This window comes from Methanolobus mangrovi, assembly GCF_031312535.1.
Taxonomy (GTDB): Archaea; Halobacteriota; Methanosarcinia; order Methanosarcinales; family Methanosarcinaceae; genus Methanolobus; species Methanolobus mangrovi.
On record NZ_CP133594.1, the window covers coordinates 782,325 to 807,112 of the forward strand.

18 protein-coding genes are annotated in these 24,788 nt (G+C 40.1%); 11 read left to right on the plus strand and 7 right to left on the minus strand.

Annotated elements, in window-relative coordinates:
- The first annotated feature begins 33 nt into the window (after window positions 1-33).
- Both RE476_RS03870 and RE476_RS03875 read left to right on the plus strand, forming a co-directional pair.
- Entirely contained in the window at window positions 34-411 is a 378-nt protein-coding gene (locus RE476_RS03870; RefSeq protein ID WP_309309089.1) for a DUF6713 family protein, read from the plus strand.
- Window positions 412-510: 99 nt separating this feature from the next.
- Window positions 511-1,149, plus strand: coding sequence for a CDGSH iron-sulfur domain-containing protein (locus RE476_RS03875; protein WP_309309090.1), 639 nt, complete (start codon window positions 511-513; stop codon window positions 1,147-1,149).
- A 23-nt stretch (window positions 1,150-1,172) separates the two neighbouring features.
- Here the strand turns inward: RE476_RS03875 and RE476_RS03880 are convergent, their stop codons facing one another.
- Window positions 1,173-1,640, minus strand: a complete 468-nt coding sequence (locus RE476_RS03880; RefSeq protein ID WP_309309091.1) for a metal-binding protein — start codon at window positions 1,638-1,640, stop codon at window positions 1,173-1,175.
- Between the two features lie 215 nt (window positions 1,641-1,855).
- Between RE476_RS03880 and RE476_RS03885 the strand changes: the two genes are divergently transcribed.
- The 6 genes from RE476_RS03885 (at window position 1,856) to RE476_RS03910 (ending at window position 11,233) form a co-directional block, all read left to right on the plus strand.
- Window positions 1,856-4,225, plus strand: coding sequence for a NosD domain-containing protein (locus RE476_RS03885; RefSeq protein ID WP_309309092.1), 2,370 nt, complete (start codon window positions 1,856-1,858; stop codon window positions 4,223-4,225).
- 128 nt (window positions 4,226-4,353) lie between these two features.
- Entirely contained in the window at window positions 4,354-4,710 is a 357-nt protein-coding gene (locus RE476_RS03890) for an AraC family ligand binding domain-containing protein (RefSeq protein ID WP_309309093.1), read from the plus strand.
- Between the two features lie 276 nt (window positions 4,711-4,986).
- On the plus strand, window positions 4,987-6,231 hold the full coding sequence (locus RE476_RS03895) for a VPXXXP-CTERM sorting domain-containing protein (RefSeq protein WP_309309094.1): 1,245 nt from the start codon (window positions 4,987-4,989) through the stop codon (window positions 6,229-6,231).
- 259 nt (window positions 6,232-6,490) lie between these two features.
- Window positions 6,491-9,802 carry an S-layer protein domain-containing protein gene (locus RE476_RS03900; RefSeq protein WP_309309095.1) on the plus strand — a complete coding sequence of 1,104 codons (3,312 nt, stop codon included), beginning with the start codon at window positions 6,491-6,493 and terminating at the stop codon, window positions 9,800-9,802.
- 176 nt (window positions 9,803-9,978) lie between these two features.
- Window positions 9,979-10,404: an FKBP-type peptidyl-prolyl cis-trans isomerase gene (locus tag RE476_RS03905; protein WP_309309096.1), complete on the plus strand. Its 426-nt coding sequence runs from the start codon at window positions 9,979-9,981 to the stop codon at window positions 10,402-10,404.
- Between the two features lie 19 nt (window positions 10,405-10,423).
- The gene (locus tag RE476_RS03910) at window positions 10,424-11,233 is read left to right on the plus strand and encodes an HD domain-containing protein (RefSeq protein WP_309309097.1); all 810 of its coding nucleotides are present in this window, start codon (window positions 10,424-10,426) and stop codon (window positions 11,231-11,233) included.
- 21 nt (window positions 11,234-11,254) lie between these two features.
- Here the strand turns inward: RE476_RS03910 and RE476_RS03915 are convergent, their stop codons facing one another.
- The 3 genes from RE476_RS03915 to RE476_RS03925 form a co-directional block, all read right to left on the minus strand.
- Window positions 11,255-12,199 (minus strand): potassium channel family protein, encoded by a 945-nt coding sequence (locus tag RE476_RS03915; RefSeq protein ID WP_309309098.1) that lies wholly within the window; start codon window positions 12,197-12,199, stop codon window positions 11,255-11,257.
- Between the two features lie 659 nt (window positions 12,200-12,858).
- Complete coding sequence (locus tag RE476_RS03920) at window positions 12,859-13,629, minus strand: CPBP family intramembrane glutamic endopeptidase (RefSeq protein ID WP_309309099.1); 771 nt, start codon at window positions 13,627-13,629, stop codon at window positions 12,859-12,861.
- 37 nt (window positions 13,630-13,666) lie between these two features.
- Complete coding sequence (locus RE476_RS03925) at window positions 13,667-15,106, minus strand: ribulose-bisphosphate carboxylase (RefSeq protein ID WP_309309100.1); 1,440 nt, start codon at window positions 15,104-15,106, stop codon at window positions 13,667-13,669.
- A 136-nt stretch (window positions 15,107-15,242) separates the two neighbouring features.
- On the opposite strand from RE476_RS03925, the gene RE476_RS03930 reads away from it, so the two are divergent.
- Window positions 15,243-17,906: a cation-translocating P-type ATPase gene (locus tag RE476_RS03930; protein WP_309309101.1), complete on the plus strand. Its 2,664-nt coding sequence runs from the start codon at window positions 15,243-15,245 to the stop codon at window positions 17,904-17,906.
- A 65-nt stretch (window positions 17,907-17,971) separates the two neighbouring features.
- On the opposite strand, the gene RE476_RS03935 is transcribed toward RE476_RS03930, so the two are convergent.
- From RE476_RS03935 to RE476_RS03945, 3 genes are read right to left on the minus strand one after another with little or no spacing between them, the layout of a single operon-like run.
- Window positions 17,972-19,018 (minus strand): succinylglutamate desuccinylase/aspartoacylase family protein, encoded by a 1,047-nt coding sequence (locus tag RE476_RS03935; protein ID WP_309309102.1) that lies wholly within the window; start codon window positions 19,016-19,018, stop codon window positions 17,972-17,974.
- Between the two features lie 3 nt (window positions 19,019-19,021).
- Window positions 19,022-19,927: a 30S ribosomal protein S6--L-glutamate ligase gene (gene rimK, locus RE476_RS03940; RefSeq protein WP_309309103.1), complete on the minus strand. Its 906-nt coding sequence runs from the start codon at window positions 19,925-19,927 to the stop codon at window positions 19,022-19,024.
- Complete coding sequence (locus tag RE476_RS03945; protein WP_309309104.1) at window positions 19,924-20,406, minus strand: ATP-dependent zinc protease family protein; 483 nt, start codon at window positions 20,404-20,406, stop codon at window positions 19,924-19,926. The genes rimK and RE476_RS03945 overlap by 4 nt, the downstream gene beginning before the upstream one ends.
- 276 nt (window positions 20,407-20,682) lie before the next feature.
- On the opposite strand from RE476_RS03945, the gene RE476_RS03950 reads away from it, so the two are divergent.
- Both RE476_RS03950 and RE476_RS03955 read left to right on the plus strand, forming a co-directional pair.
- On the plus strand, window positions 20,683-21,429 hold the full coding sequence (locus RE476_RS03950) for an SIMPL domain-containing protein (RefSeq protein ID WP_309309105.1): 747 nt from the start codon (window positions 20,683-20,685) through the stop codon (window positions 21,427-21,429).
- A 198-nt stretch (window positions 21,430-21,627) separates the two neighbouring features.
- The gene (locus RE476_RS03955; protein WP_309309106.1) at window positions 21,628-24,669 is read left to right on the plus strand and encodes a PAS domain S-box protein; all 3,042 of its coding nucleotides are present in this window, start codon (window positions 21,628-21,630) and stop codon (window positions 24,667-24,669) included.
- The last annotated feature ends 119 nt before the right edge of the window (window positions 24,670-24,788 follow it).

Sequence of the window (24,788 nt, forward strand, 5' to 3'; positions counted from 1 at the left end):
GTGTGACGTTTTAAGATGACGGAGGTAGTATGTGTGTCAGAAATCTTATTCTGGTTCTATCTAATTAATTCGGTTCTGTTGATCAACCATGAAATAGACTCAGCTTATTGGAAAGAATGGAATCTCTTCAAATTGCCAGGTGGAATTACAGGATTCCTTATGATACACATCCCATTGATATTCCTTGTTCTATACGGATTGGTCCTTGTCTTTCAGCAATCTTACACAGGCTTGATATTTTCATTGATCCTGAGTCTTTCCGGGATTTTTGCCTTTACAGCACACATGTATTTTATTCAAAAAGGCAGGGATGAGTTCAGAATACCGATCTCGTTATTTATCCTGTCAGCAATTTTGATAGTATCGCTGATACAACTAATTATCACGCTCAATTTAATTATTAACTGGTAAGATAATTGCGGGATAGAAAAAGAGAAGGGGCAAAGAGATGTAAATCTATTTGCAAAAACTTCAAATTCAATGTTAACGAAGTTCTCCAGGGAGAGTATCATGGATAAAGATAATAAACCTGTAATCAAGGTTTCAAAAAATGGACCACTTATTGTGAAAAACCTAAAATCACTCAGGAATTCAAAAGGTGTTTTCATTGAAACCCGTTCTACCATGACACTGTGCAGATGTGGGGGATCTGAAAATAAACCATTCTGCGATGGAATGCATCTGAAGAATGGATTCTCAGGAGAAAAAAAAGATGACTGTATTCCTGATAAAGTAGACAGCTACGAAGGAAAGCATATCACGATCCATAATAATAGGGGAGTATGTTCACATATCGGTCACTGTGTCTTCAATTTGCCGTCAGTATTCAGAAAGGGTATGAACCCCTGGATTGATCCTGATGGTGCAGAACCGGAAGAAATAATAAAGCTCATCAAAACCTGCCCATCAGGAGCATTAAGTTATACCATTAACGGGGAATTGCACAAGGAATATCCTCATGATCCGGAAATCTTTATCACAAGGGATGGACCTTACAACATCGTTGGTGGAATCAAGCTTGATGACCCTGATGGCTCAAAGCCTGAAACACAGGATCATTATGCCCTGTGCAGATGCAGTGCTTCCAAAAATAAACCGTTCTGTGACGGTACCCACCTATTTATTGAATTTAAAGACAGGAAGAACTGAATCTTCCTGCTTTTCATCTGTTTTTAAAAAATACTTTTTATCTTTGAGATAATATTGTCTGATATTATATGAACCTCCATTGACAGAACCATCCCCGTAGTGGCTGCTATAATGAAGCTCAAAGGTATTTTATGAAGATCAACACCACCAATTAAGAGCAATGCAATCACTACAATTGCAAGATTTAGCACTATTGACAGGGGACCAATAATCGGATGATGTGAGAATCCCCTGTGTTTGAATGCAACCTTGTAAGGCCACCAGATTATCCTGAGGAAACCCCATCTTTTGTAGGGTTTACTGTTTATATCGAGGTCCGGACTCAGGAAGAACGTTGCAAACAAATAGGACACAGAAAATGCCAATATCATGTAAGTGTTCAGATAAACGGAAGCTATGGCAATTTCTTTCCATATAAGGTAATAAAGGCCGAATATAACTGTCAGCAGTACTGCAGCGTTTATTGTGTCATGGGTTTTTCCATCAGGCATTGTTCATCTTCCCTCATAAAATGTTTTAGTTCACCAACTATGTAGGTGTTATTATAAAAATAATGCCGAAAATCAACCTGCACATCAGTTATTTCAGAAATCTTATCAGGATATTTGCTAAGTACCTTTTTTTCTAAAGATTGATTCCAAATATATAAACTCTCGCAGGATTTAGTTTGAATTGGAGTATTGCAGCTTGTTCTGGAGCTGTGCGTATGGGGGTTGATATCATGATAGCAATTCGTGGAAAATTTGTAATGGCATTATTCTTATTTTTATTAATTGTAAATATTTCAGCAGCTGCAACGATAACTGTTGATGATGATCCGGGAAAAGATTATACTACAATACAGGAAGCGATTAACGCTGCAAACGACACGGATACTATACTTGTGTATCCGGGAACGTACATCGAGAATGTGATGGTTAACAGGTCGGTATCAATAACATCACAGTCCGGTAATCCTGATGATACTATTGTCGAGGCTGCGGATGGTTTTGATAATGCGTTCAATGTTACCATCGGTGATGTGTTGATCATGGGATTCAATATCACAGGAGTGGATGTCGGTCCTTCTTGCGGAGTGTATGTTTCAGATGTCGAGAACGTCAGAATAGTTAACAATCATCTTATGGATAACCCAAGCGGTATCCGCTTTAATGCGACAAGTAACAGCAATATAACGAACAATTATATTTATTCAAGTGGCTTCGACGGAATTCTGCTATATTATGCCAGCAATAATGTAATTGTAAATAATGTGATTATCGAAAGTGGTAACGGAATATATCTTGCATCATCATGTAACAACAATACCCTGACCGATAACACTGTGCTGGAAAGTCATTTCGGCATCTGGATTTCCAGTTCTGAACATAATACACTTATTGAGAACAATGCATCTGAGAATTATGATGGATTCTACATAGCTGGTTATGATAATATACTGAGCAGGAACATTGCACTCTCAAATACAAATGTTGGTATTCTGATCGAGGGTGGTAGGAATAATACCTTTACAGAAAACCTTGCAACGAATAATCTTGAAGGTATCTCTCTTCGTCTCTCTAAAAATAATACGGTAAATCATAACAATGCCAGTTTCAATAATGAACAAGGCATAATAGTGAAGAGAAGCGAATACAACATGTTTAATTCTAATGTCGCGTCATCAAACAAAGGCAATGGTATAGTTCTTGATAATGACAACTATAACAATACACTTGAGAACAATACGGCACTGAAGAATGATGATAACGGTATTTTCATTGTGGGTTCACACAACAGCACAATAAGCAACAACACTGCAGCTTCCAATGCATTGGTTGGTATTCATCTGCTTGGGTCAAATGACAACTATCTTAGCCAGAATATTGCAAAACTGAATAACAAAGATGGTATTTATATTGAGTATTCATCCGGCAATGTGCTGAACAATAATAGTGTGGATTCCAACATGGACAGAGGTGTACGTCTGGCGGATTCCAGCAACAATATCCTGAACAGTAATATCATTTGCAACAACAGTGTATTTGGTATTCGTTTGTCCAATAGTGATAACAATAGCATCTACAACAACTATTTCAACAACACGAATAACACTGAGATAGCAGGCACCAGCAAAGATAACTCCTGGAATATCACAAAGACTACCGGTCCGAATATAATAGACGGTCCTTTCCTTGGTGGAAACTACTGGGCAGAACCTGATGGAACTGGCTTCAGTCAGACCTGTATAGACGCGAACAACGATGGATTCTGTGATACACAGTTTGACCTCAGTGTAAATGATACCGATTTCCTCCCGCTGAATCTAAATCCGGCTATTGATATTGAAAAACACATAAATGGAGTGGATGCGGATACTCCTATTGGAGTAGCTCTTCGGGAGAATGAGACTGTAACATGGGAATACATAGTCAATAACACTGGTAATGTTATCCTGACAGACATCACAGTTACCGACAATAAATTCGGAGCTATATGTTCAATTGAAAAGTTAATGCCCGGCCAGAGTTCCGTATGTACTGTAACGGGAACGGTTGAGTACGGCCCCCATGCAAATCTAGGCACTGTGCTGGGAAATTATACAGGTATTGAAGTTGAATTACTGCTGAGTGATGAAGACCCTGCCAACTACTTTGGTGCGAATCCATCAATAGATGTTGAAAAGTACACCAATGGTTTTGACATGGATGTAGATTTCACTCCGGGAGTCTATATTGGAGATAATGTCAACTGGCAATATGTAATTACAAATACCGGTAACGTAACACTTTCCAACATAGTGCTGAGCGATGACATGGAAGGCATAATACCCTGTCCTGTAAATTCCCTTGCACCAGGTGAATCCATGGTCTGCGAATGGGAGGGTGTAGTATCAGAATATGGTCTGTACCACAATACTGTCAATGTAACTGGTGATTTTGAAGGCCTCGTAACAAGCGATGAAGATACCGGAGTGTATTACGGTACGGAAGCAGATGATGGTGATTGGCAACCTCCTGCAGTTCCGACTGCCAGTCCTCTGTTAACAGCAGGAGTCCTGGGAATGTTCACAATCCTTCTTCTCAGAAGAAAATAAGATAACTGAAGCATCCTTCTATAAGGATGCTTTTTATTTTTGCCTGGAGACATAAGTTTCAAAGAGTTGATTGAACTATATATATATATAAATTCAATGAAAACGAATGACAGGAATATGGGTAAATAATGCGAATATCAAAGAAAAGATTACCTACGACAATCGAATCCGATGCGATGGTTATTCAGGAAGCAGTATGTGGAAACATGAATGTCGGGTATGGAACATATAACGAGCCCACTGATATTGGTCCTTTGCTTAAAGGATTGCCTGATGATCGTTGTCAGTCCTCACACTGGGGATATGTGCTGAAAGGGAGCATGGTAATAAAATATAAAGACAATGAAGAAATTGTCAATGCCGGGGACATTTATTACCTTCCGCCAGGACACATAGCTGTTATGGAAGCTGGAACCGAGATAATCGAATTCAGTCCGGAAGATGAATACAGTAAAACAATGGAAGTCGTAGAGCAAAATTTGTAATGCCACATGTGGTGTTGAATCTTGATAATGCATTAACCAGTATGCAATCCCAATACCAGCTTCTCTTCTCTTTTCTTTTTTCTTTGTACCAACCTCCAGTAAAGCATTTTTTCACAGGAATATATCTAAAAAATATTCGGGTAAATTGCCCTAGAAAATGATTTTAAAAACAATGTTTAGAATCATAGTTCCCATACATTTATAATTTTTTAGTCTAAATTATAACTTTAGTTAATATAGTCGCCAGTTATTTCAATTGTCAGTGGGGAAATACAAATGAAAACAGAACAGCATGTGAAAATTGGTTTTGGGGCATTATGTTTGTTTTTTATATGTCTTATCGGTACAGCGTCTGCAATCACTGCATCTGATGAAACGGTTTTAATGCAGGGAATAGGAGAAGACTATACAGAAGGAGGATACCTGGATACTGACTTTGGTACAAATATGATGGCAGACTGGTGGTATTTGAATGGTCATACAAAGCTTGTGGCAGATGATGGGGAAGAAAAGGATCTTGGATTCTTTGTCACCCTGGCACATCAGGAATCACCTCTAATGGTAGCTTCTGACGGAACACAGCTCTCCTATATGCTCACATTCTACGGTCTTTATTACGACAACAGAACAGCACTTTTCAACAAAGCTGATACTTACATTCCACAAGTTCTTCTTGAAAATTATGTAGGAATACACACGCCTTATGTGGACTATATGTTTCCGGACGGGATGAAAAGTTACAATGGTTCACAATCGGAGGGGTATGAATTAAATTATAAATGTGAGGACATGGAAATGAATCTGCTGTTCTTCACTGATGCAGACAAAACTGTGGATCAGGCTGATGATCCTCTTAGATTCATCACATACGAACACGCCTGTGGAAATCTGAGTGGCTCAATAGTCATTGATGGTAAAAAGTATACAGTGCAGCAGGGTGAAGGATACATGGACCACATGCTATCAATGACAAGCACAGAAATAACATGGCCAATGGAGATGCATGGCTGGAGCTGGTCTGAAGCAAGTACGGATAACTATCAGACAGTTTTCTACGGTGTAAGGGATATAGTAGGTGACGGCTATGATGAATACTCATACAAACATCTGATATTGATGGAAAAGTGCAGTGGAAAAATTATCTCTGAATATTTCGGAGATGAGGTAGACGTTGTTGAAAAGAACTGGGTAGACGAAAATCAATACAACAGAAGACATCCACTTAGTACCACATTATATACATCTGACCTGAAGATTGATATTTATGCTGATAATATAGCTGTCTTCAATTACACGACACCTATCGAGAATGGTGGATTCGTTGATTTCATGGCCCACCAAAAAGAAGGTACAACTATCCGGTATAATGACAGGATCGAAGAAGGAAATGCTTTCTGGGAATACCTGGTAAGCGATATGGGAGCACTGGCACAGCCAGAAGCTGTGCCCACAGCAACTCCTATGCTTACAGCAGGTGTATTGGGTATGTTTACGATTCTTCTTCTCAAAAGAAAGCAATAGCCTCAAACGGAAGCATCCTTGTAAGGATGCTTTTACATATTTTTTAAAGGAACAATCTTTAGGAACATTGTTTCAAAAGTGATATTTTAAAGTACCCGAATAGATACATTTAGAAATAATACTTCTGTTGCAAAAAATATTCAACTACTTTATTGTTTTCTTATTGGGTGATGTAAAGTGTTATGGGTGGGGTACATAGATGATTACTATAAAGAATTTCTTAATCAGGGTCGTTTTATCTTTTATTTTAATAATAGCAATGTCCTGTATAACTGCATCTGCATCTTCAACTGGACCAATATATGCTGGTCCAGATCTTGATACGATTGTAGGTTCTGAAAATTCAGACTTTCTTGAAATGAATGCTGGTAATTTTGCAGAATTTATTCTTGATGAAAAGCTACGGATATACGGGGGAGATTTTGTATCGGGAAGAACAATAGAAGAAGAGGGGCTGGTCTATACCACAAACATTGTCCAGACAGCATACGCGGGAGAGTTTGCTGATGAGAATTCAGACATAAACAAAGGTACTTTCCCGCTTATTGGACTCTTTACAGAAGAATACGTTTCACTTTCTGACGATGATGCAGGCGAGCTTGTAAAGCTCCTTATCGACTCAGATGACAGGTACACACTCGGTGCGGATTCTGCATTAGAACTTGGAGAAGGATACGAACTCACTGTAAAGCAGATCGATGTTGATGGTAACAAGGTATGGATGGAATTATCCAAAGATGGAGTATTCGTAGAAGATGAAGTTATCGATATAACAGCAGGAGATGCAACCTGGGACTACGATACAAATGTCGGAGACCAGGATGATGTAATTGTCTTCAGGGCACTTATTACTGAGATATCTCAAGTTGACAGTCTTGTAGTCGTGGAAGGTCTCTGGTTAATTGATTTCCAGAATGTCAATGAGATCAATGTTGCGGATGAGTTTGGTGTAATGGAAGTAGACAGTATTAGTGATTCACTCTTGATAGTGAATTACGAACCAATTAATTTACTACCTGATTCAGTACAGGAAATAGCGGAAGGACTGAAGTTCAAGGTACTGGATGATAACCTCAATCTCACATTTTATCTTTCAAAAGATGCAGACCCAATATATCCAATAGCTGATTTCACTGCAAATACAACATTCGCAATCTCCCCATTAACAGTTCAGTTTACCGACCTTTCTACAAATGCTGATTCCTGGGAATGGGATGTAGATGGTGATAGCATTGTAGATTATATCATCAAAGACCCGGTACATACATACACATCAATCGGCTCTTACAATGTCACACTCACTGCAGGCAACATGAATGGTAGTGATACAAAGACTGTGAATGATTACATTAGTATTGTTGTTCCAAGAGCGAATGTTTCAATCGAACCGTCTTCAATACCTATATCAGGTAATCTTGAACCGGGAGATATTTTTCAGGTGTCGGTGGAAGTAGACTGTGAAGAGGATAATTTGAGAGCTATCAGATTAGACGTTGATTATGACAGCAAGTCACTTCAATTCAACAGTGCAAACTATGAAGGACTGCTTGGATCAGACCCTTTGATATTGTCACGTTCCTCAGAAGGAACCTACTCATTTGATCTAGCAGCCCCTATAGAGACAGCTAGTCCGAAACAAGGTACATTACTCACGCTGAACTTCCAGGTGAAAGCCGAAGCTTCAAATGGCATATACGATCTTGACCTGAATGATGTAATCCTTAAGGATGTGAATGTTGCCACCATACCGACAATGGTCAATGATGGTCAGGTTTCAGTTACAAATAGTAGCACACTCACAGAACCCACCGTAAGGGTAGTTGCAGATATGGGTCCTTTTGCACCTGGTAATGAGTTCCAGGCCACCATCGAAGTAAATTCAAATGGATACTCACTGAATGATGTCGGTCTTCAGCTAAATTATGACCCTTCGGCTATCATCGTCACCGGCATTACAGACGAAGGTCTTTTTGGTTCAAATACAATGGTTGAACCTGGAAGCGGGGATAACGGTACAGGCCTATTAACGTATGATATCAGTGCTACCGAGCTTAACCTTCTACCAATATCCGGTGATATTCTTACTATTGACTTTATGGTAAAGGAGAATGCAACTGATGGTGTATACGACCTTGAACTGGAAAATGTTCTGCTCAAAGATGAGAATAATACTGCCATACCGGATGTGCTGGTTAGCAGTACAACTTTCAGAGTCTCGAATGTGTCGAACGTGATGCCAATAGTTGACATAATATTGCCAAATGACAGTGATATCATTTCAGGCCTACAGAACATTGAAGCTGTGGACCTGTCAGGAGATGAAGATGTAGTTTCAACAGCTTTCAGAATTTATGCCGACACAAATGGAGATGGTCAGGTTAATGATGGAAACGAATGGTTAAGCCTTGGAATTGACAACAACGGAAGTAATGGATGGAATATTGCATTTCTTTCCAATGAACTCCCTGATGGCAAGTATGTGCTTCGTGTGGTCATGACAGATGGTAGCGGCGTAAGTTATGCATACAGATCAATAGAGATCTATAATGCTGATAGCCCATTTAGCATGGCAAAAGTTATTTCGAAAACAGGTCCTTTTGTGCCAGGACAAAATTTCCAGGCTACTATCAAAGTGATCTCAAATGGTTATCCACTGAAAAGTATCGGCCTTCAGTTGAACTATGACCCTTCAGCCATCAATTTTAAAGGTATCACAGATGAAGGCCTGCTCGGTAATAATACAACGGTAGGAACCGGAATTGGTGGTAACAATGTAATAGCTTCGGTGGTCTATGGAGTCAATGTAACAGAAGCCATCAATGAATCCATATCAGGCAATCTTTTTACAATTGATTTTGAAGTAAATGAGAATGCAACTGAGGGAACATACAGTCTGAATCTGGAGAATGTCGTGTTCAGAGATGAGAATGATACTGTAATACCTGATACTGTAGTTTTCAATACTGTAATTCTGATAGCAAATGTCTCGAACACAGATCCAGTAGATGAGAAACCTGGAGATGAGATTCCTGATGAAGAAGAAGGCATTACCGGTATCATTCTGCAACCCGGATGGAATCTCATATCATTCCCGGAGTATATGGATGAACCATCTATTGACGATGTGCTAAGGGCTTTCAGCGACGATGAGATAGACATTGTGTTCTATGACAATGCAAATTCTGGTATGATGACAGTACCTTCTGAATTTGAACCGCTTAAAGGGTACTGGGTACATAATAAAATGTCTGGATCTGTTATTATAGACGAGAACTATCTTAATCCGAAGATACCATCAGGACCCCCCTCCCTAAGATTATATCCTGGCTGGAACGCAATTGGTCACACGGTAAAAATTCAACTCCCTGCTGAGTATGCCCTCATTACCATAGATGACTTCTACACCGAGGTAAGAGGTCCGTGGATACCGGCAGAAGAAGACTATGCATATGTTGGCTACAACAATAAAGAAGGTATCATTGGAGGAAATCAGGTAGGTACAGATGTCTTCAGCATGAACATGTATGAAGGTTACTATGTATTTGTTGAAAATGAATGTGTGCTGGCATGACTGAATATAGATAGAAAGAGGCAAAAGACCTCTTTTATCTTTCATTTTAATAGGAAAAAACTGGATTGAACCTGTAAGTCTATTACCAAAATACCTATATAAAGTAGGCTACCTCGAATGCATAAAATGAGCTAAACTCATTATATTTCATTTTACCACAAAACTGAGTTGATAAATTGGCAATAAAAGATGGAGATACAATTAAAATAGATTATACAGGTACACTTGATGACGGTTCTGTTTTTGATACCTCAGAGAATCGTGGACAGCCACTGGAATTCACAGTAGGTTCAGGCCAGGTCATAAAAGGCTTTGATGATGCTGTAAGAGATATGGAAGTGAGTGAGGAGAAAGAGTTCAGACTTGAACCGGCAGAAGCATATGGTGAATATAAGGATTCTCTGGTTGATACCGTATCCCGTGACCTTGTCCAGACAACTATGGAAATGGAGATCGGTAAGATCTTTCTCGTGCAAACCCCGCATGGACAGCAGATGCCTGCAAAGATTATAGACCTGACAGATGATGAGGTTACATTTGACCTGAACCATCCACTTGCAGGTAAAGCACTGACTTTCAGGATAAAAGTTGTAGAAGCATAAATTTAGAATGGCCCATTAAATGAAAGAAGAAGATTTTCTCGTTTTCAACGAATGGTTTTTCCACTATGTAGGTTCATTCCATACAGATGATCGCTTTATTCGAAAGAACATAAAGCTCAAGGAAGAACATAGCCTGAGGGTATGTGTTAATTCTTCCCTGATAGCAATATCTGAAGATCTGGATGAAAGGGACCATTATCTTGCAAAAACTATTGGTCTTCTTCATGATATAGGTCGTTTTGAGCAGATCCGTAAATACAGGACTTTCAACGATTCCGAATCAGAGAACCATGCTCTTCTGGGAGTGAAGATTCTAAAGGCAGAAGGAGTTCTTTCAGGCCTGCCTCATGAAGAACAGGAAATAATCTTTACAGCTATCAAAAATCATAATGTACATATTTTACCTGAAGAGCTTGATCAGCGAACTTTATTCCATTCTAAGATCATCAGGGATGCAGATAAGCTGGATATCTATAAAGTCCTTACAGACCACTATGCCATAAGGGAAATGTCTCCAAATCCTGCACTTTATCATGGATTGCCTGATACTTTCGAATATAACCGGGACCTGCTGGAAGATATCTTCAATAACAGGGTCGCAAGCGTCAATAAAGTCGCAACATGTAATGATATGAATCTCACACGTCTTGCATGGTTATTTGATCTCAATTTCGTGGAAACTGTCATCCTTGTCAGGAAAAGGGACTACATCAAAAAACTGGTAGCTACTTTGCCACAAAATAGTGAGATAGATGAACTCCATGATTACCTGAACAGATACGTGGATTCAATTTTGTCAATTTCTAAAGAAACCTATTGTGAGTGCTAATGTTGACGTGACATCACATCTTCATACCAGCACTACAAGCTTATCGTTTTCCTCAAGTATCATATCCATAGCTGGATTAACTACATTCTCCCTGTTCCTGTAGATTGCAAGCAGAGTCATCTTATCCTGCGCCTTCAGGTCAAACATTATTTCGCCAACTGCTTTTCCCCTATACTTTTCCGGAACATCCATTTCTACGAGATCGTGACCTACAAGAGATGTTGTGACATCTGATATCAGATCAACAACAGATGGCTCGAAAACTGCCGATGCAAGTAAACGTCCTGTAAAAGTGTCGGTATTGATAACATGGTTAGCACCAAGTGATTTCAGGGTTCCGTATCTCTCTTCTGATGTGATGGTCGCAATGATCTCAGCTGATGGATTAAGTTCCCTTGCAAGGGCCGTGGCGAGTATATTAGTGCTATCGTTTCCGGTTTCAACTATCACATGTTTTGCTTCAGCTATGTTTGCTTTCATGAGATAGACCTTTTCAATTGGACTTCCCTTGATAAAATGGACTTTACCTTGAAATGGATTCAAGTCATATATCTCCGATACAAGGCAAATATCCTGAAAATCAGCTATTTCCATTATTGTGGAAGTAATGATTTCATTTGAACTTCCAAGAATGACAACATGATCCTTTTGAGTTGAATTATTCAAACCTCTCACCTTTTTCTGATGCATTTCATATATTGATACGGCAACAATAGGAAGCATAAGCACACCTATACCCATGGTTGGAATATACAGAAGTCTTGCTAGTGGTGAACTTGGGGATACATCTCCAAAACCTACTGTAGTTAACGTGGCTGCTGTGGCATATAGTGAATCAACCAGACTCTTCTTGTCAAGGAAATAAAGAATAAGTACCTGAACAGTTGCACTACCTAAGAAAAAAAGCAGTATCCTTTTCTCACTACACTTTATGGACTCAATTAATCTCATAATCGAGTCATTCATCTTTTCCAGCGGCCATAACACCATATCAATCAGCACATGTTATTATAACATTATTAATATAAATGACTGCTAACAACTTTAACATTTATGTATATAAATTTATCATTTTAGTTATGTGCTCAATAAAATATGACTGTTTATTTTCTGATTTCAAAAATGCTTAGATTGGTATTTATTTTTCTTGATTTGGTGTTCCCACTACTTCTTTTTAGATTAGGTCCCAACACCTCATCATTATGATAATCATTATATAATATACTATAGATATATTTATATAGCTAAAAAATATATTAGGGATTGCAGTCACACAAGCTGAAGATTCAGGCTGGCTGTACGACCATTCGGTGGTACGATATGGACTTGATTGAAAATAACTGAAGCTAAAAACGATAAAGATACACGAACGCTAACAAACCTGTCCCACATTACTCCCACACACACACGCGTCAGGTTTGTTACGTTCAGGCTTTAGTCATCACGCTTATCTAAATATAAGATGGAGTATGAGCGACAGGGGAAATTTGTTCCTTTGAGGAACAGGGTTATTGTCATTACATTTTCCCCTTTACTTTTATCTGGATTTATTGCATTTTTCTTTTTATTTTGCTGAATATGGAAATTCGATCAAGAATGAGATCATAGAATAATCACAATTTTATTCAGAAGAATGAACCAAGAACGACAAATAGTACTAAACTTGCTGTCAGGTTTGCTATGATCGAAGCCTCAAGTCCCTTTTTCCAGTATAGCCATCCAAATACGATTCCGGCTATTCCGTTCAATAAGATAATACCCATAATATGCATTCGTTCCATATCCATTGATGAGGATGATGCCAGATACCCAAGACCATAGATCAGGCTGACTATAAATATTGCTAACCAGACACCTACGTTTGTGGGCCTGTTATCTGACGTCTTTTTTATTTTCCATGATATCCAGACAAGAAGTGTCATCAGGAAAAATCTCAATACTATTTCTTCCACAATACCTGCATAGAATGAATACATGACCCGTTCCCATAAAGGTGGAGCCATTAAGCGGGTTATCAAAGGTTCGGTGAACATTGAAAAAACGAACCAGTCCAGAATAAAGATGACGGTGCCTAAAAGAGCACCAAGTAACAAGGATAATTTCATAGTAGGTGCAAAGCTTTCAGGCAGACCGTTGCCTTCTAACAGAGATTTTAGAATGGGAACTTCCAGCCCGACTTTATTACCAAGGTATAATCCTGTAAAAATGGATACTAAAAAAAGTATTGTAGCCTGGGCAAACTGGGTTGCCAGGACTATGGGCAATGAAACACCAAAATCATATATCGCATCACCTGCTATCGAAATAGAATAGGGCAGAGCTAAAAACAGGGTGAACTCAGCTACCACGAACAATAGCCAGTAAACATTCCAATCTACAATATCCCTGAGTTTCATCCCTGCTATTCCTTTTTCAATCTACTGTAAAAATAGCTTACATTGACTCTTTTGATGCCTTTGTGAAATACTCGATAGCCTGTGCCAGTTCTTCATGGTCCTTAGCATATTCTGCAATGTCAATGTTCTTAAGATAAGCATCGCATGCCTGTACCAGAGCCATTGCACCTGCACGGGTTCCACCGGGATGAGCGTGGACACCGGAACCCATTGTTGTTATGAAATCCACATTCTCCATTACATCAATAAAAGGTTTCAATCTTATAGGATTCAGTCCTCCTGAAACTATAGGACAGCATTTCTTCATACCCCTCCAGCTGTCGTCCTCAAGGATAACATGGTGTGCCAGATCCTCATTCACAAGACCTATTGCATCCTTATCTGTTTCCGGTATCTTTGTCCAGCTTTGCTTGAAGAAATGACCATTTGAACTGAGATACTGGATACCATGTGCAGCAACAACATCCTCTTCAGGGGTCCCTTTCATCTTACCGACACCGGCAGTTCCCGTATGGATTCCTGAAGCACCGGCAAGCCTTGCGAATTTGGATAAAACCAATACTGAGAATCCCAGTGGGTTTTCCGGTCTGGTAAAAGCTCCATGGGCTGCCCTGTGGAAGTGAATGAAAACATCCGGGTATCTTCGCCTGAGCGTTTGCACAGCCATCCATCCGGCAGTTATTCCGTCAATGAGAAATGCATAACTTCCAGGTTCAAACCCTGCATTGATTATCATTTCACATCTTTCGATCATGGTGTCAAAATCAGCAGCTGAAACATTGAAAGAGTGAACCTTTTTCTCTCCGGTTTCTTTGACCGCCTTATCCATGGCCTCTTTTACGTGTTTTACCATCTTGTCATATGGACAGAAATCCTGGTTAGCCTGAGGCTCGTCATTCTTGACAAAATCCCCACCTCCTGCCCAGAAATCATAACATACTTCTGCATATTCTGCTGAAGTAAGTCCCATCTTAGGCTTTATGATAGTTCCAAGGATGGGCCTGTCATACACATTCAGGTATTTCCTCATATCATCAACAGTGTAGCTAGGACCGTCATACTGCTCAAGCATCGATGGCGGGAACCAGACATCCAGCAGTTTCAATGCTGCCACTTCCTTCATTCCAAGGATGTTTCCTACAATATATGTAAGGATGTTCTGGACATTGCCTCCCCTGTCAAAAAGTCTCCATGGATAGGCTATCCATATAAGTTCTCTTTCCAGGTCAAGTTGGTAGACCAATGCATTCATTGTTCTGGAAAAAGGAGTTTCCGTGGTTACTTTAAAATTAGTACCTGTAGAGGATTCAGCAGCAACCTCAGCGGCAGCCTGCAAAACATTGAACTTACCTCCGGGCACCATGTGAAATACACTAAGGAGATATTCTCCGTTTGTCGGGTCTGGTAACTCCAGGTTTACATACGCTTCCTGTTTGGAGTTAAGGGACTTGATCAGATCATCATGAATTGAACTCATGTAATAAAAAAAGTCTGCAATGTATTTTAGTTTTTGGCAGGGATAAGCAGGAACAACGTACAACAACATGTACTGATTTTCTGTGTTTTTTTACATCTTACAAAAGAATTTAACCTATTGAAGAGTATTTCATTTTATGGATGGGGATGTCAGCTGGTATCGTGCTACTGCAGAGGAAACTTTCAGTCTTCTGGAAACAAGTAAAGAAGGACTCAGTAAGGATGAAGCTTCTTTTCGCCTATCAAAACATGGGTACAATGAAGTTGAAACAAGGAAAAAGCATGGACCTGTCTATCTATTTCTAAAACAGTTTGCTAATCCTCTTATCTATGTGCTGATAGCAGCAGCCATTGTAACTCTGATACTGGAAGAATATGCAGATTCCGCTGTAATAACAGGTGTTGTTTTTGCGAATGCTATCATTGGTTTTATACAGGAACGTAAGGCGGAACATGCCCTTGAGTCACTAGCGAAGATGATGCAACCCGAAGCCATTGTATTAAGAGAGGGATTGCGAAAACAAATATCCAGCAGAGAACTGGTTGTCGGTGATGTGGTGCTTCTTGAAGCCGGTTCCAGAATACCTGCTGATCTGCGTTTGTTCCAGACCAAGAACCTTCGCATAGATGAATCAGCCCTTACCGGTGAATCTGTAGCTGCTGAAAAGAATACTATTCCAATTCCCGGTGAAGACATAGCTCTTGGTGACCAGAAAAACATGGCATTTTCTGCCACACTCATCACACAGGGTATTGGCATGGGAATAGTTGTGTCAACAGGTACAAGTACTGAAATAGGAAAAATATCGGAACTCATTAGGGAATCCGGGGCTATTTCCACTCCCCTTACACGCACCGTTAATAGCCTTGGAAAAAAGCTATTCATTGTAATCACTTTTGTTTCGATCTTCACTTATATTGTGGGCAGATTGCAGGGTTTTGATAATCTGGAAATTTTCCTGGCATCTGTAAGTATGGCCGTTGCAGCCATACCCGAAGGACTGCCAGCTCTTATCACCATATCGCTTGCCATAGGTGTCAAGGCAATGGCCTCAAAGAATGCCATTATAAGGAACCTGCCTTCTGTGGAAACCCTTGGCTCAGCAACGGTCATCTGTTCAGATAAGACGGGCACACTCACTATGAACCAGATGACAGTTACCTCTGTCTACACCCTGGAAGGCCTGTTTGATGTCACAGGTGATGGTTATTCCACTGAAGGTGAGTTCTTCCGGGATAAAATGCGTGTTAACGCCCAGGATTACCAGTCCCTGCTTGATACGCTTAAAGCAGGAGCTCTGTGCAATGATGCTTACATAAAAGAGGAGGGAGGAATAAACGGCGACCCCACCGAAGGTGCTTTGCTCGTATCAGCGATGAAAGTAACCGGTTTCCATCTACCCAGACTGGATTCTTTGCCCTTTGAGTCTGAAAAAAGATTCATGGCTACTCTCCATGAGGACGAAAGTGGTTCAAATGTTGTATATGTAAAAGGCTCTCCTGAGAAAATAATCAACATGTGCCATTCACAATATGACGGACAGAAAGACACCGAACTTGAAGCAGGAAAAATACTTGAAGCCGCTTCCGCAATGGCATCAAGTGGTCTGCGTGTTATCGCAATGGCATACAAACACGTAGACAAATACAAAAAAGAACTGTCCGTGGAAGATATCAATGACCTCACATTCCTCGGGTTACAGGGCATGATGGACCCTCCCCGGGATGAGGTAAAGGAGGCCATAAAGAAGTGCAATACTGCTGGTATCAGGGTGATAATGATCACAGGAGACCATGTACTTACAGCTAATAGTATTGCCGGACAACTTGGCATTACTACAAAAGGAGCCCTGTCAGGATCCGACCTTGACAGCATGTCAGATGAACACCTGTTGGAAAATCTAAAATATATATCCGTTTTTGCTCGCACATCTCCTGAGGATAAATCCAGAATTGTACGCCTGTTGCAGGAGAGGGGAGAAGTAATAGCAGTAACAGGGGACGGAATTAATGATGCACCAGCTCTTAAAAGAGCTGATATCGGGATTGCCATGGGCAGGTCAGGTACGGAAGTTGCCAAGGAAGCCTCTGATATGGTGCTTACAGATGATAATTTCGCATCCATTGTGAATGCTATCGAAGAGGGCAGGGATGTCTATGATAAGATACAGAAGGTCATTCTCTGGACACTACCCACCAATGCAGCAGAAGGGCTTGCTATTCTGGCAGCAGTATTGCTGGGAATCACAAATCCTCCGCTTCTTCCAATTCATATACTGTGGATTAATACCGTAACAGCCATCGGACTGGGTGTGCCTATCGTATTTGAACCAAAGGAAGATAATCTTCTGAAAAGGCATCCACGTTCGCCTGACGAACCTCTTCTACTTCCCATTATAAAGCGGAGGATAGTTACTGTAGCCTTGCTGATGGTAGCAGCAAGTTTCCTGCTCTATTTCTTGGAAATAAATAGTCGGGGTATGAACATATCAAAGGCACAGACCATAGTACTGAATACCATTGTCTTCTTTGAAATATTTTATCTCTTCAACTCAAAATCCATCTATGAGAATGTGCTTGGACGCCTGTTCTCAAATAGGATCATGCTGGGTGGCGTAGCTCTGGTCCTTCTTTTACAGCTTTCCATTACCTACAGTCCTTTAATGAATGATGTACTGCGTACGGCTCCCCTGGAAATATTAGACTGGATGATCATAATACTTGTATCAAGTACTGTGTTCTTTGTAATAGAAGCAGAAAAACTGGTTTATAAGAGGGTTCAGAAAAAAAGAGGATATTGACAGAGCTAGAAGAAAAGTCCAGAGGGATTCCCTAGCTTAAAATTGGAAAATTAAAAGTCAAAGGATCACACCAATGGAATTTCCTCACTTCTTATTTCATCAGTCAAAGGGTCCAGTTCATCATGATAGATTTCGATGTGATTGGAGACCTCTTCTGCCTCAGAATACTTAGCGATATGAAATATACCTTCACCCTCATGTGCAAGTGGAAGGTTTGTTTTCCCAATTATGATACCAGATGTTGAGCTTAATACTTTGGTTTCGATCTCACCCAATGGATCGCTTATATAGGCTAATATGTCATCCTTTTGGACCAGTGTACCTAAAGGTATAATAGAACGCAATATTCCACTCTCCGGGGCTCTGACCCAGTGAGTGGACCTGGAAATTCGAGTGCTATTCTCTTTTTTCTTCCTGCTCTTTTGTCTCATACCCAGAAAAGACATGACTTCAAGAATACCTCTCACACCTGCCCGAATAGCAACTTCGTCAAATCGGAGTGCTTCGCCTGCTTCATACAAAATGACCGGTATATTTTGCTTGCGGGCTGCCTCACGCAATGAACCATCACGAACATCAGAATTGATTATAACAGGCACACCAAAAGCACGGGCCATAGCTTCTGTTTCGGGTTCATCTTCCAAAAAAGCACGAATCTGAGGCAGGTTATTCCTGGCAACAGCCCCAGTATGAAGATCGATCACATGGGTGCACTGGCTTATTATTTCTGTCATCAGGATGTTGGCCAGACGAGATGCCATGGACCCATTCTTTGAACCCGGAAATGAGCGGTTCAGATCGCGCCTGTCAGGCAAATAACGGGATTGTGAGACAAAACCAAATACATTTACAATTGGAATAGCAATGATGGTGCCTTTTATGTTATTGACAGTTTTATTTGCAAGGATGCGGCGAATGATCTCCACACCATTGATCTCATCCCCATGAATTGCAGCACATATCAGCATGCATGGGCCTGGCTTACGGCCATGTACAACATGCAACGGCATTGATGCTGATGTGTGGGTATAAAAACTGGGAATGGGTAACTCGATAGATTGCCTCGTTCCCGGTTGAATAGTTACGCCTGCAATTGTAATAGGGGGTCGCATGGATCAACCTTTTCCACGGGTTCCGGTTTTACCGGGTTTGCTGGCTTTCTCACTATACTCAATGATCATACCTGCAATATCCTTACCTGTAGCAGCTTCTATACCCTCCAGACCCGGGCTGGAGTTTACTTCCATTACCAGTGGACCGTGATTAGAGCGTAATATATCAACACCTGCCACGTTAAGTCCCATGATCTTTGCAGCACGTACAACAGTTGAGCGTTCTTCCGGTGTTATTTTGATAACCTCAGCAGAACCACCCCTGTGTAGATTTGACCGGAATTCACCTTTTAATGCCTGTCTTTTCATGGCTGCAACAACTTTACCACCAATAACTAAGCAACGAATGTCCGCTCCATTGGCTTCACTGATGTATTCCTGAACCAGGATGTTGGCTTTCACACCCATGAAACCTTCTATTACACTTTCTGCAGCTTTCTGCGTTTCTGCAAGTACTACACCAATGCCCTGTGTGCCCTCAAGAAGTTTAATAACAAGAGGTGCACCACCGACCATTTTTATCATGTCCTTTATATCATCAGGCTTACTTGCATAGCCTGTTACAGGCAGACCGATGCCTTCGCGGGATAGTAACTGTAAAGAGCGCAGTTTGTCTCTGGAACGTGTGATCGCAACCGATTCATTTAAGGGAAAAACTCCCATCATTTCAAATTGTCGCAGGACAGCAGCACCATAGAATGTCACAGATGCACCGATACGAGGAATAACTACATCAAAGTCCTCAAGTTCCTCACCTTTGTAGTGAATGGATGGTTTATGGGAAGTAATGTTCATATAAGCTCTCAATACGTCGATCACTTGAACTTCGTGTCCCCTTTCTTCTGCTGCTTCAATTAAGCGACGAGATGAATATAGTTTAGGATTTCGTGACAATAAGGCAATTTTCATTTGTCAACCTCAGATTTCAAATCATATACTTTGTTTGTGTTAAGTTTACCACATATAAATGATGCACCAGGATCAACCATCATCGAATTATCTATTGCACTGCGACCGAGTAATATCCTGAAAAGCATGGTGTCACGATCTGTAAGTGTTAATTCAATAGGGTAGCGACGGTTTGCAACAACAACATCTGTTTCGATAACGTAACGCAGCTCTTTATGACCGCCAGAATCAGTCACTTGACGCTGGTCTTTTAGAGGCGCAATGCATTCTACCTGGAAATTTTGGTTTTTTTGTATTGGATGGACAAAGAACCGGACCATTTCAATACCATCATCTTCGTAAAGGTCAATATTAAAAGCATGTAGAGCAGACGTTCTTGCACCTGTGTCCACTTTAGCCTTGATGGCATGTAAACCGAGGTCAGGTAACGCGACCCACTCCCTCCATCCAAGAATTAATACCTGGTCTTTTTTACTCATAAGAACCTGTTAAAGTAGCTAATCTGTTTTTGATCATTTGCCATATAACTTTCCATAAAAACCATTTCTATGAAAAAGATCTGTTTATTTCTTTTATTTATATATGATATGATCTTAATTTCGATAACGTGTATTTAAGTATATAGATGTGGTGGAACGAAGCGACCAGTTTATCCTATTCTTTAAAACCCAGATTATATGCAGGGCATTTCTGGATAAGCATATAAGCATGTAATGTACAATATTTATATTACTAATAAAAGTGGGGTGTGAAATTTGTCACAAGAAGATTCTAGCAATAAATTATACTATATTGTCTTTGCCCTGTCAATAGCTCTGGTGATAATGGCAGCAGTGCTATATGCCAGTTCACAAGCAACATCACAACAGAATACTGAACAGACCATCTATATGAACGGATATGCGGAAAATAAAGTAGTTCCTGATACAGTATCATTGAGCATAGGTGTTGTAGTCCAGTCTCCTACCTCAAAGGAAGCAGTTTCTGAAAATGCAGTCCTGATGAGTGCTGTTATAGATGAACTCAAAGCTCTTGGTCTGGAAGACAAAGACATCCAGACATCATATGTGTCTGTATATCCCGTTTACAATTATGATGGAAAGGCAACTATTGAGGGTTACTCTGCTTCTAATAATGTGCAGGTAACAACCACGATGCTTGACAAACTGAGTGATATAATTGACAGGTCCACTGCCGCCGGAGCCAATCAGATTGGAAGTATTTCTTTTTCAGTATCTGATGAGATGCAAAAAGAACTCCGTGAAGAGCTTATAGACGAAGCAGTGGCAGATGCAAAGTCAAAAGCCGATATGCTTGCCAATAGTCTGGATGTTAAGATAACAGGTGTACTTACATCATCCGTAAGCGACAGCAGTGGGTCCAGATTCTACTATGAGGTCGCAGAATCCTTGCCAATGGAGGAAAGCGCAGTTTCTACGCCCATACAACCCGGTGAATCAACCGTTTCAATGTCTGTCCAGGTGACATACCTTATCGAATAATGTTCATTGCCACATTCAAAAAAGGCCAGGAACAACAAGTATTATTAAAATTCCAAAAAGGATGAATTATGGCACATATGCCCTGAACATCCTCCTTTCTTTTTCCTTTATGCCGATCATCAGGAAAGCAAGCTTAGCGGAAACTTTATACTAATTCAGCCCCTAAAAATTTCAGGTGCATAAGAAAAAGATGATTGGATGAAGAAACTATTATTGCTTTCTGAGGGTAAATCTAAAAATGCAGATATTTTACAAAGGATAAAATCCAACGGTTATTCTGTTTATGAGAGATTATTGAACACTGAGAACCTGGATTCTTTCGTCCAACATGAAAAAATCGATGTTATATTACTTTATTTTGGATCAAAAGCTGCTTCTGAGATTGCGAATTACAAGAGTATCCACGAAATCCGAAATGTTCCTATTATCCTTATTGCTTTTTCACTGAATGATACATATCTTCAGCTTCTTGAAGAATTCTCATTTTCTAATTACCTTATAGAACCCATCTCCGATGATCAATTACGTGCTTCAATTGAATTGAGTTGCTCTAAACACGTGCACAATAATTTAAAGAATAACTCTGATATCGAGCCTGTAACTGTTGAATATGCAAAACGGTACAGAACAATTACTGAGATGGCAGTTGATGGTTTCTGGTACATTGATGTGGAAGGCAGGATTCTCGAAGTAAATAGCAAGTACTGTGAAATGTCAGGCTATTCATATGAAGAATTGCTGGGTATGAGTGTTTTCAATCTGGAAGCCTATATGACCCTTGAGCAGATCATATATCTTATAGACAGAACGAAAAAAGTCGGCAAAGACCTTTTTGAAACCCATCATCGCAGGAAAGATGGTAAAATACTGGACATTGAAGTAAGTTCCATTTACTCCGATATGATTCCTCCCGGAATATTTTGCTTCCTGAGAGACATAAGTGACCGCAAAGAGCTGGAACAGTCATTTAAGGAAAGTGAGCGAAGTAAATCAGTTATTCTCTCAAACCTGCCTGGAATGGCATATCGCTGTAATTATGACCGGGACTGGACAATGCAGTTTGTATCAGAGGGCTGCTACGAATTAACCGGGTATAATCCTGAGGATCTTCTTGGAAATAGAACTATTTCCTTTAATGACCTGATAGAGCCGGAATACAGAGAACATCTGTGGAATAAATGGGAAAGGACCCTTGCCAGAAATGAGACATTCCAGGATGAATATACAATAACTACTGCCTCCGGTGAAAATAAATGGGTATGGGAGCAGGGTAAGGGCATCCGTGACGATAAAGACAATATAATAGCTCTTGAAGGATTCATTACTGATATAACCCAACATAGAATAGTAGAAGAAGAGCTCAGGGAAAGCGAAGCACGCTACCGCAACCTCTTTGAAAACAATCATTCGGTCATGCTCATAATCGATCCTGACAGTGGAGTCATTATTGACGCGAATCCGGCAGCAGTTAAATATTATGGATGGACACGAGAAGAGCTGCAGCTAAAAAGTATCATGGACATTAATACGATGTCTCCTTCTGAGATAGAAGAGGAAATGGGGTTTGCAAGGATAGAACATCGTAATTACTTCCATTTCAGACATCTTCTGGCTAATGGTTCTGTAAAAGATGTTGAAGTTTTCAGTGGCCCTATTACAAGAAAAGGACGCACATTGCTTTATTCTATAATTCATGATATTACAAAACGTAAACTTGCAGAAGAAGCCTTGCTGAAAAGTGAAGAGCTATTCAGGACCACTTTATACAGCATTGGTGACGGGGTAATTACTACCGATACAGCCGGACGCCTGCAGCAAATGAACCATATCGCTGAGGAACTGACAGGATGGACCGAGGCTGAAGCAAAGGGCAAGCAGCTTGAAGAGGTCTTTGATATTATAAACGAACATACAAGGCTGCCAGTGGAGATCCCGGTTCGCAGAGTGTTAAGAGAAGGACAGATAGTAGGTCTGGCAAATCACACACTGCTGATCTCGAAAGATGGTACGGAAATACCTATAGCAGATAGTGGTTCACCAATTGTTGACAAAAATGGCAGGATAGTAGGGGTTGTGCTTGTGTTCCGTGACCAGAGTGATGAACGGACTGCCCAGGATGCAATAGCTGAAAGTGAAGCACGTTTCCGCCTTCTTGTAGAAAATGCACCTGAAGCCATCTTTGTTCAGACAGACTGGAAGTTTGCATACCTCAATCCTGCGGCATTAAAACTTCTGGGTGCAGATTCTCAGGAACAATTTATAGGGCAGCCTGTTCTTGATAACTTCCATTTTGATTCACACACTTCTGTAAAAGAACGAATCCATCTCCTGAATGATAAGAAACAGAGTGTTCCAACAATAGAGGAAATATGTCTTCGTCTTGATGGAAGCTCTTTTCTTGCAGAAGTATCTGCGGTTCCGGTCACTTATGATGGTTCTGAGGGAGCTCTTGTGTTCTTCCGCGATATAACTGAAAGAAAACAAGCCGAAGAAGAGATACTCAAGGCAAAGATGGTATCTGATAATGCAAATCGCAGTAAGAGTGAATTTCTGGCAAATACAAGCCATGAACTAAAAACTCCTTTAAGTTCTATTATCGGTTTTTCAGACCTGCTTCTGGAAGGAAATATGGGAGAACTGAGCGATAAACAGAGAAAATACGTCGGCACTATTAACCAGAACGGTCACTTACTTCACAACCTGATAAACAATATACTTGATATTTCCCAGATCGAATTTGGTGAAATGGAACTGAACTGTCAACGGTTCAATCTGGCTAATGCTATCCAGGATGTTTATTTAATGATGTCAATATTGTCTAACAAAAAAGACATTACAATTACAATGAACATTGCCCTGGAACAAACAGAAATTGTGGCTGACAACATAAAGATAAAAGAAATTCTGTATAACCTGATAGATAATGCCCTTAAATTCACCCCAAAAGGAGGGACAATAACGATCAATGCCATGCAAAGGGACAGTGAATATGTACAGATGTCTGTTGGCGATACAGGCATTGGAATCTCTATGCAGGGCATAGAAAGAATATTTGACCCATTCTATCAGGCTGACGGCTCAAGCACACGCAGATACAGGGGAACCGGATTAGGTTTAGCAATAATCAAGAAATTTGTCAAAATGCATGGCGGCAATATCTGGGTTAAAAGTGAAGTTGGAAAAGGAAGTGTATTCTTCTTTACAATTCCTATAAACAAATATCTAGTTGTAAAAGAGTGAATTTTTGAATTTGTACACCAACAACAGGGTAGAATCAGTTTTAAATACTTAAAATAACATTAACGTTAAAATATCAAGTATTAATTTGAATAAACTAGTATAGTCTTATTTTATTTATT

What these genes read in the sequence shown, in the direction of transcription:
- RE476_RS03895 (WP_309309094.1), top strand. Translation starts at nt 4,987, where the DNA reads ATGAAAACAGAACAGCATGTGAAAATTGGTTTTGGGGCATTATGTTTG.
- RE476_RS03955 (WP_309309106.1), top strand. Translation starts at nt 21,628, where the DNA reads ATGAAGAAACTATTATTGCTTTCTGAGGGTAAATCTAAAAATGCAGAT.
- RE476_RS03900 (WP_309309095.1), top strand. Translation starts at nt 6,491, where the DNA reads ATGTCCTGTATAACTGCATCTGCATCTTCAACTGGACCAATATATGCT.
- RE476_RS03910 (WP_309309097.1), top strand. Translation starts at nt 10,424, where the DNA reads ATGAAAGAAGAAGATTTTCTCGTTTTCAACGAATGGTTTTTCCACTAT.
- RE476_RS03890 (WP_309309093.1), top strand. Translation starts at nt 4,354, where the DNA reads ATGCGAATATCAAAGAAAAGATTACCTACGACAATCGAATCCGATGCG.
- RE476_RS03930 (WP_309309101.1), top strand. Translation starts at nt 15,243, where the DNA reads ATGGATGGGGATGTCAGCTGGTATCGTGCTACTGCAGAGGAAACTTTC.
- RE476_RS03875 (WP_309309090.1), top strand. Translation starts at nt 511, where the DNA reads ATGGATAAAGATAATAAACCTGTAATCAAGGTTTCAAAAAATGGACCA.
- RE476_RS03945 (WP_309309104.1), bottom strand. Translation starts at nt 20,406, where the DNA reads ATGAGTAAAAAAGACCAGGTATTAATTCTTGGATGGAGGGAGTGGGTC.
- rimK (WP_309309103.1), bottom strand. Translation starts at nt 19,927, where the DNA reads ATGAAAATTGCCTTATTGTCACGAAATCCTAAACTATATTCATCTCGT.
- RE476_RS03885 (WP_309309092.1), top strand. Translation starts at nt 1,856, where the DNA reads ATGGGGGTTGATATCATGATAGCAATTCGTGGAAAATTTGTAATGGCA.
- RE476_RS03935 (WP_309309102.1), bottom strand. Translation starts at nt 19,018, where the DNA reads ATGCGACCCCCTATTACAATTGCAGGCGTAACTATTCAACCGGGAACG.
- RE476_RS03880 (WP_309309091.1), bottom strand. Translation starts at nt 1,640, where the DNA reads ATGCCTGATGGAAAAACCCATGACACAATAAACGCTGCAGTACTGCTG.
- RE476_RS03915 (WP_309309098.1), bottom strand. Translation starts at nt 12,199, where the DNA reads ATGAATGACTCGATTATGAGATTAATTGAGTCCATAAAGTGTAGTGAG.
- RE476_RS03920 (WP_309309099.1), bottom strand. Translation starts at nt 13,629, where the DNA reads ATGAAACTCAGGGATATTGTAGATTGGAATGTTTACTGGCTATTGTTC.
- RE476_RS03925 (WP_309309100.1), bottom strand. Translation starts at nt 15,106, where the DNA reads ATGAGTTCAATTCATGATGATCTGATCAAGTCCCTTAACTCCAAACAG.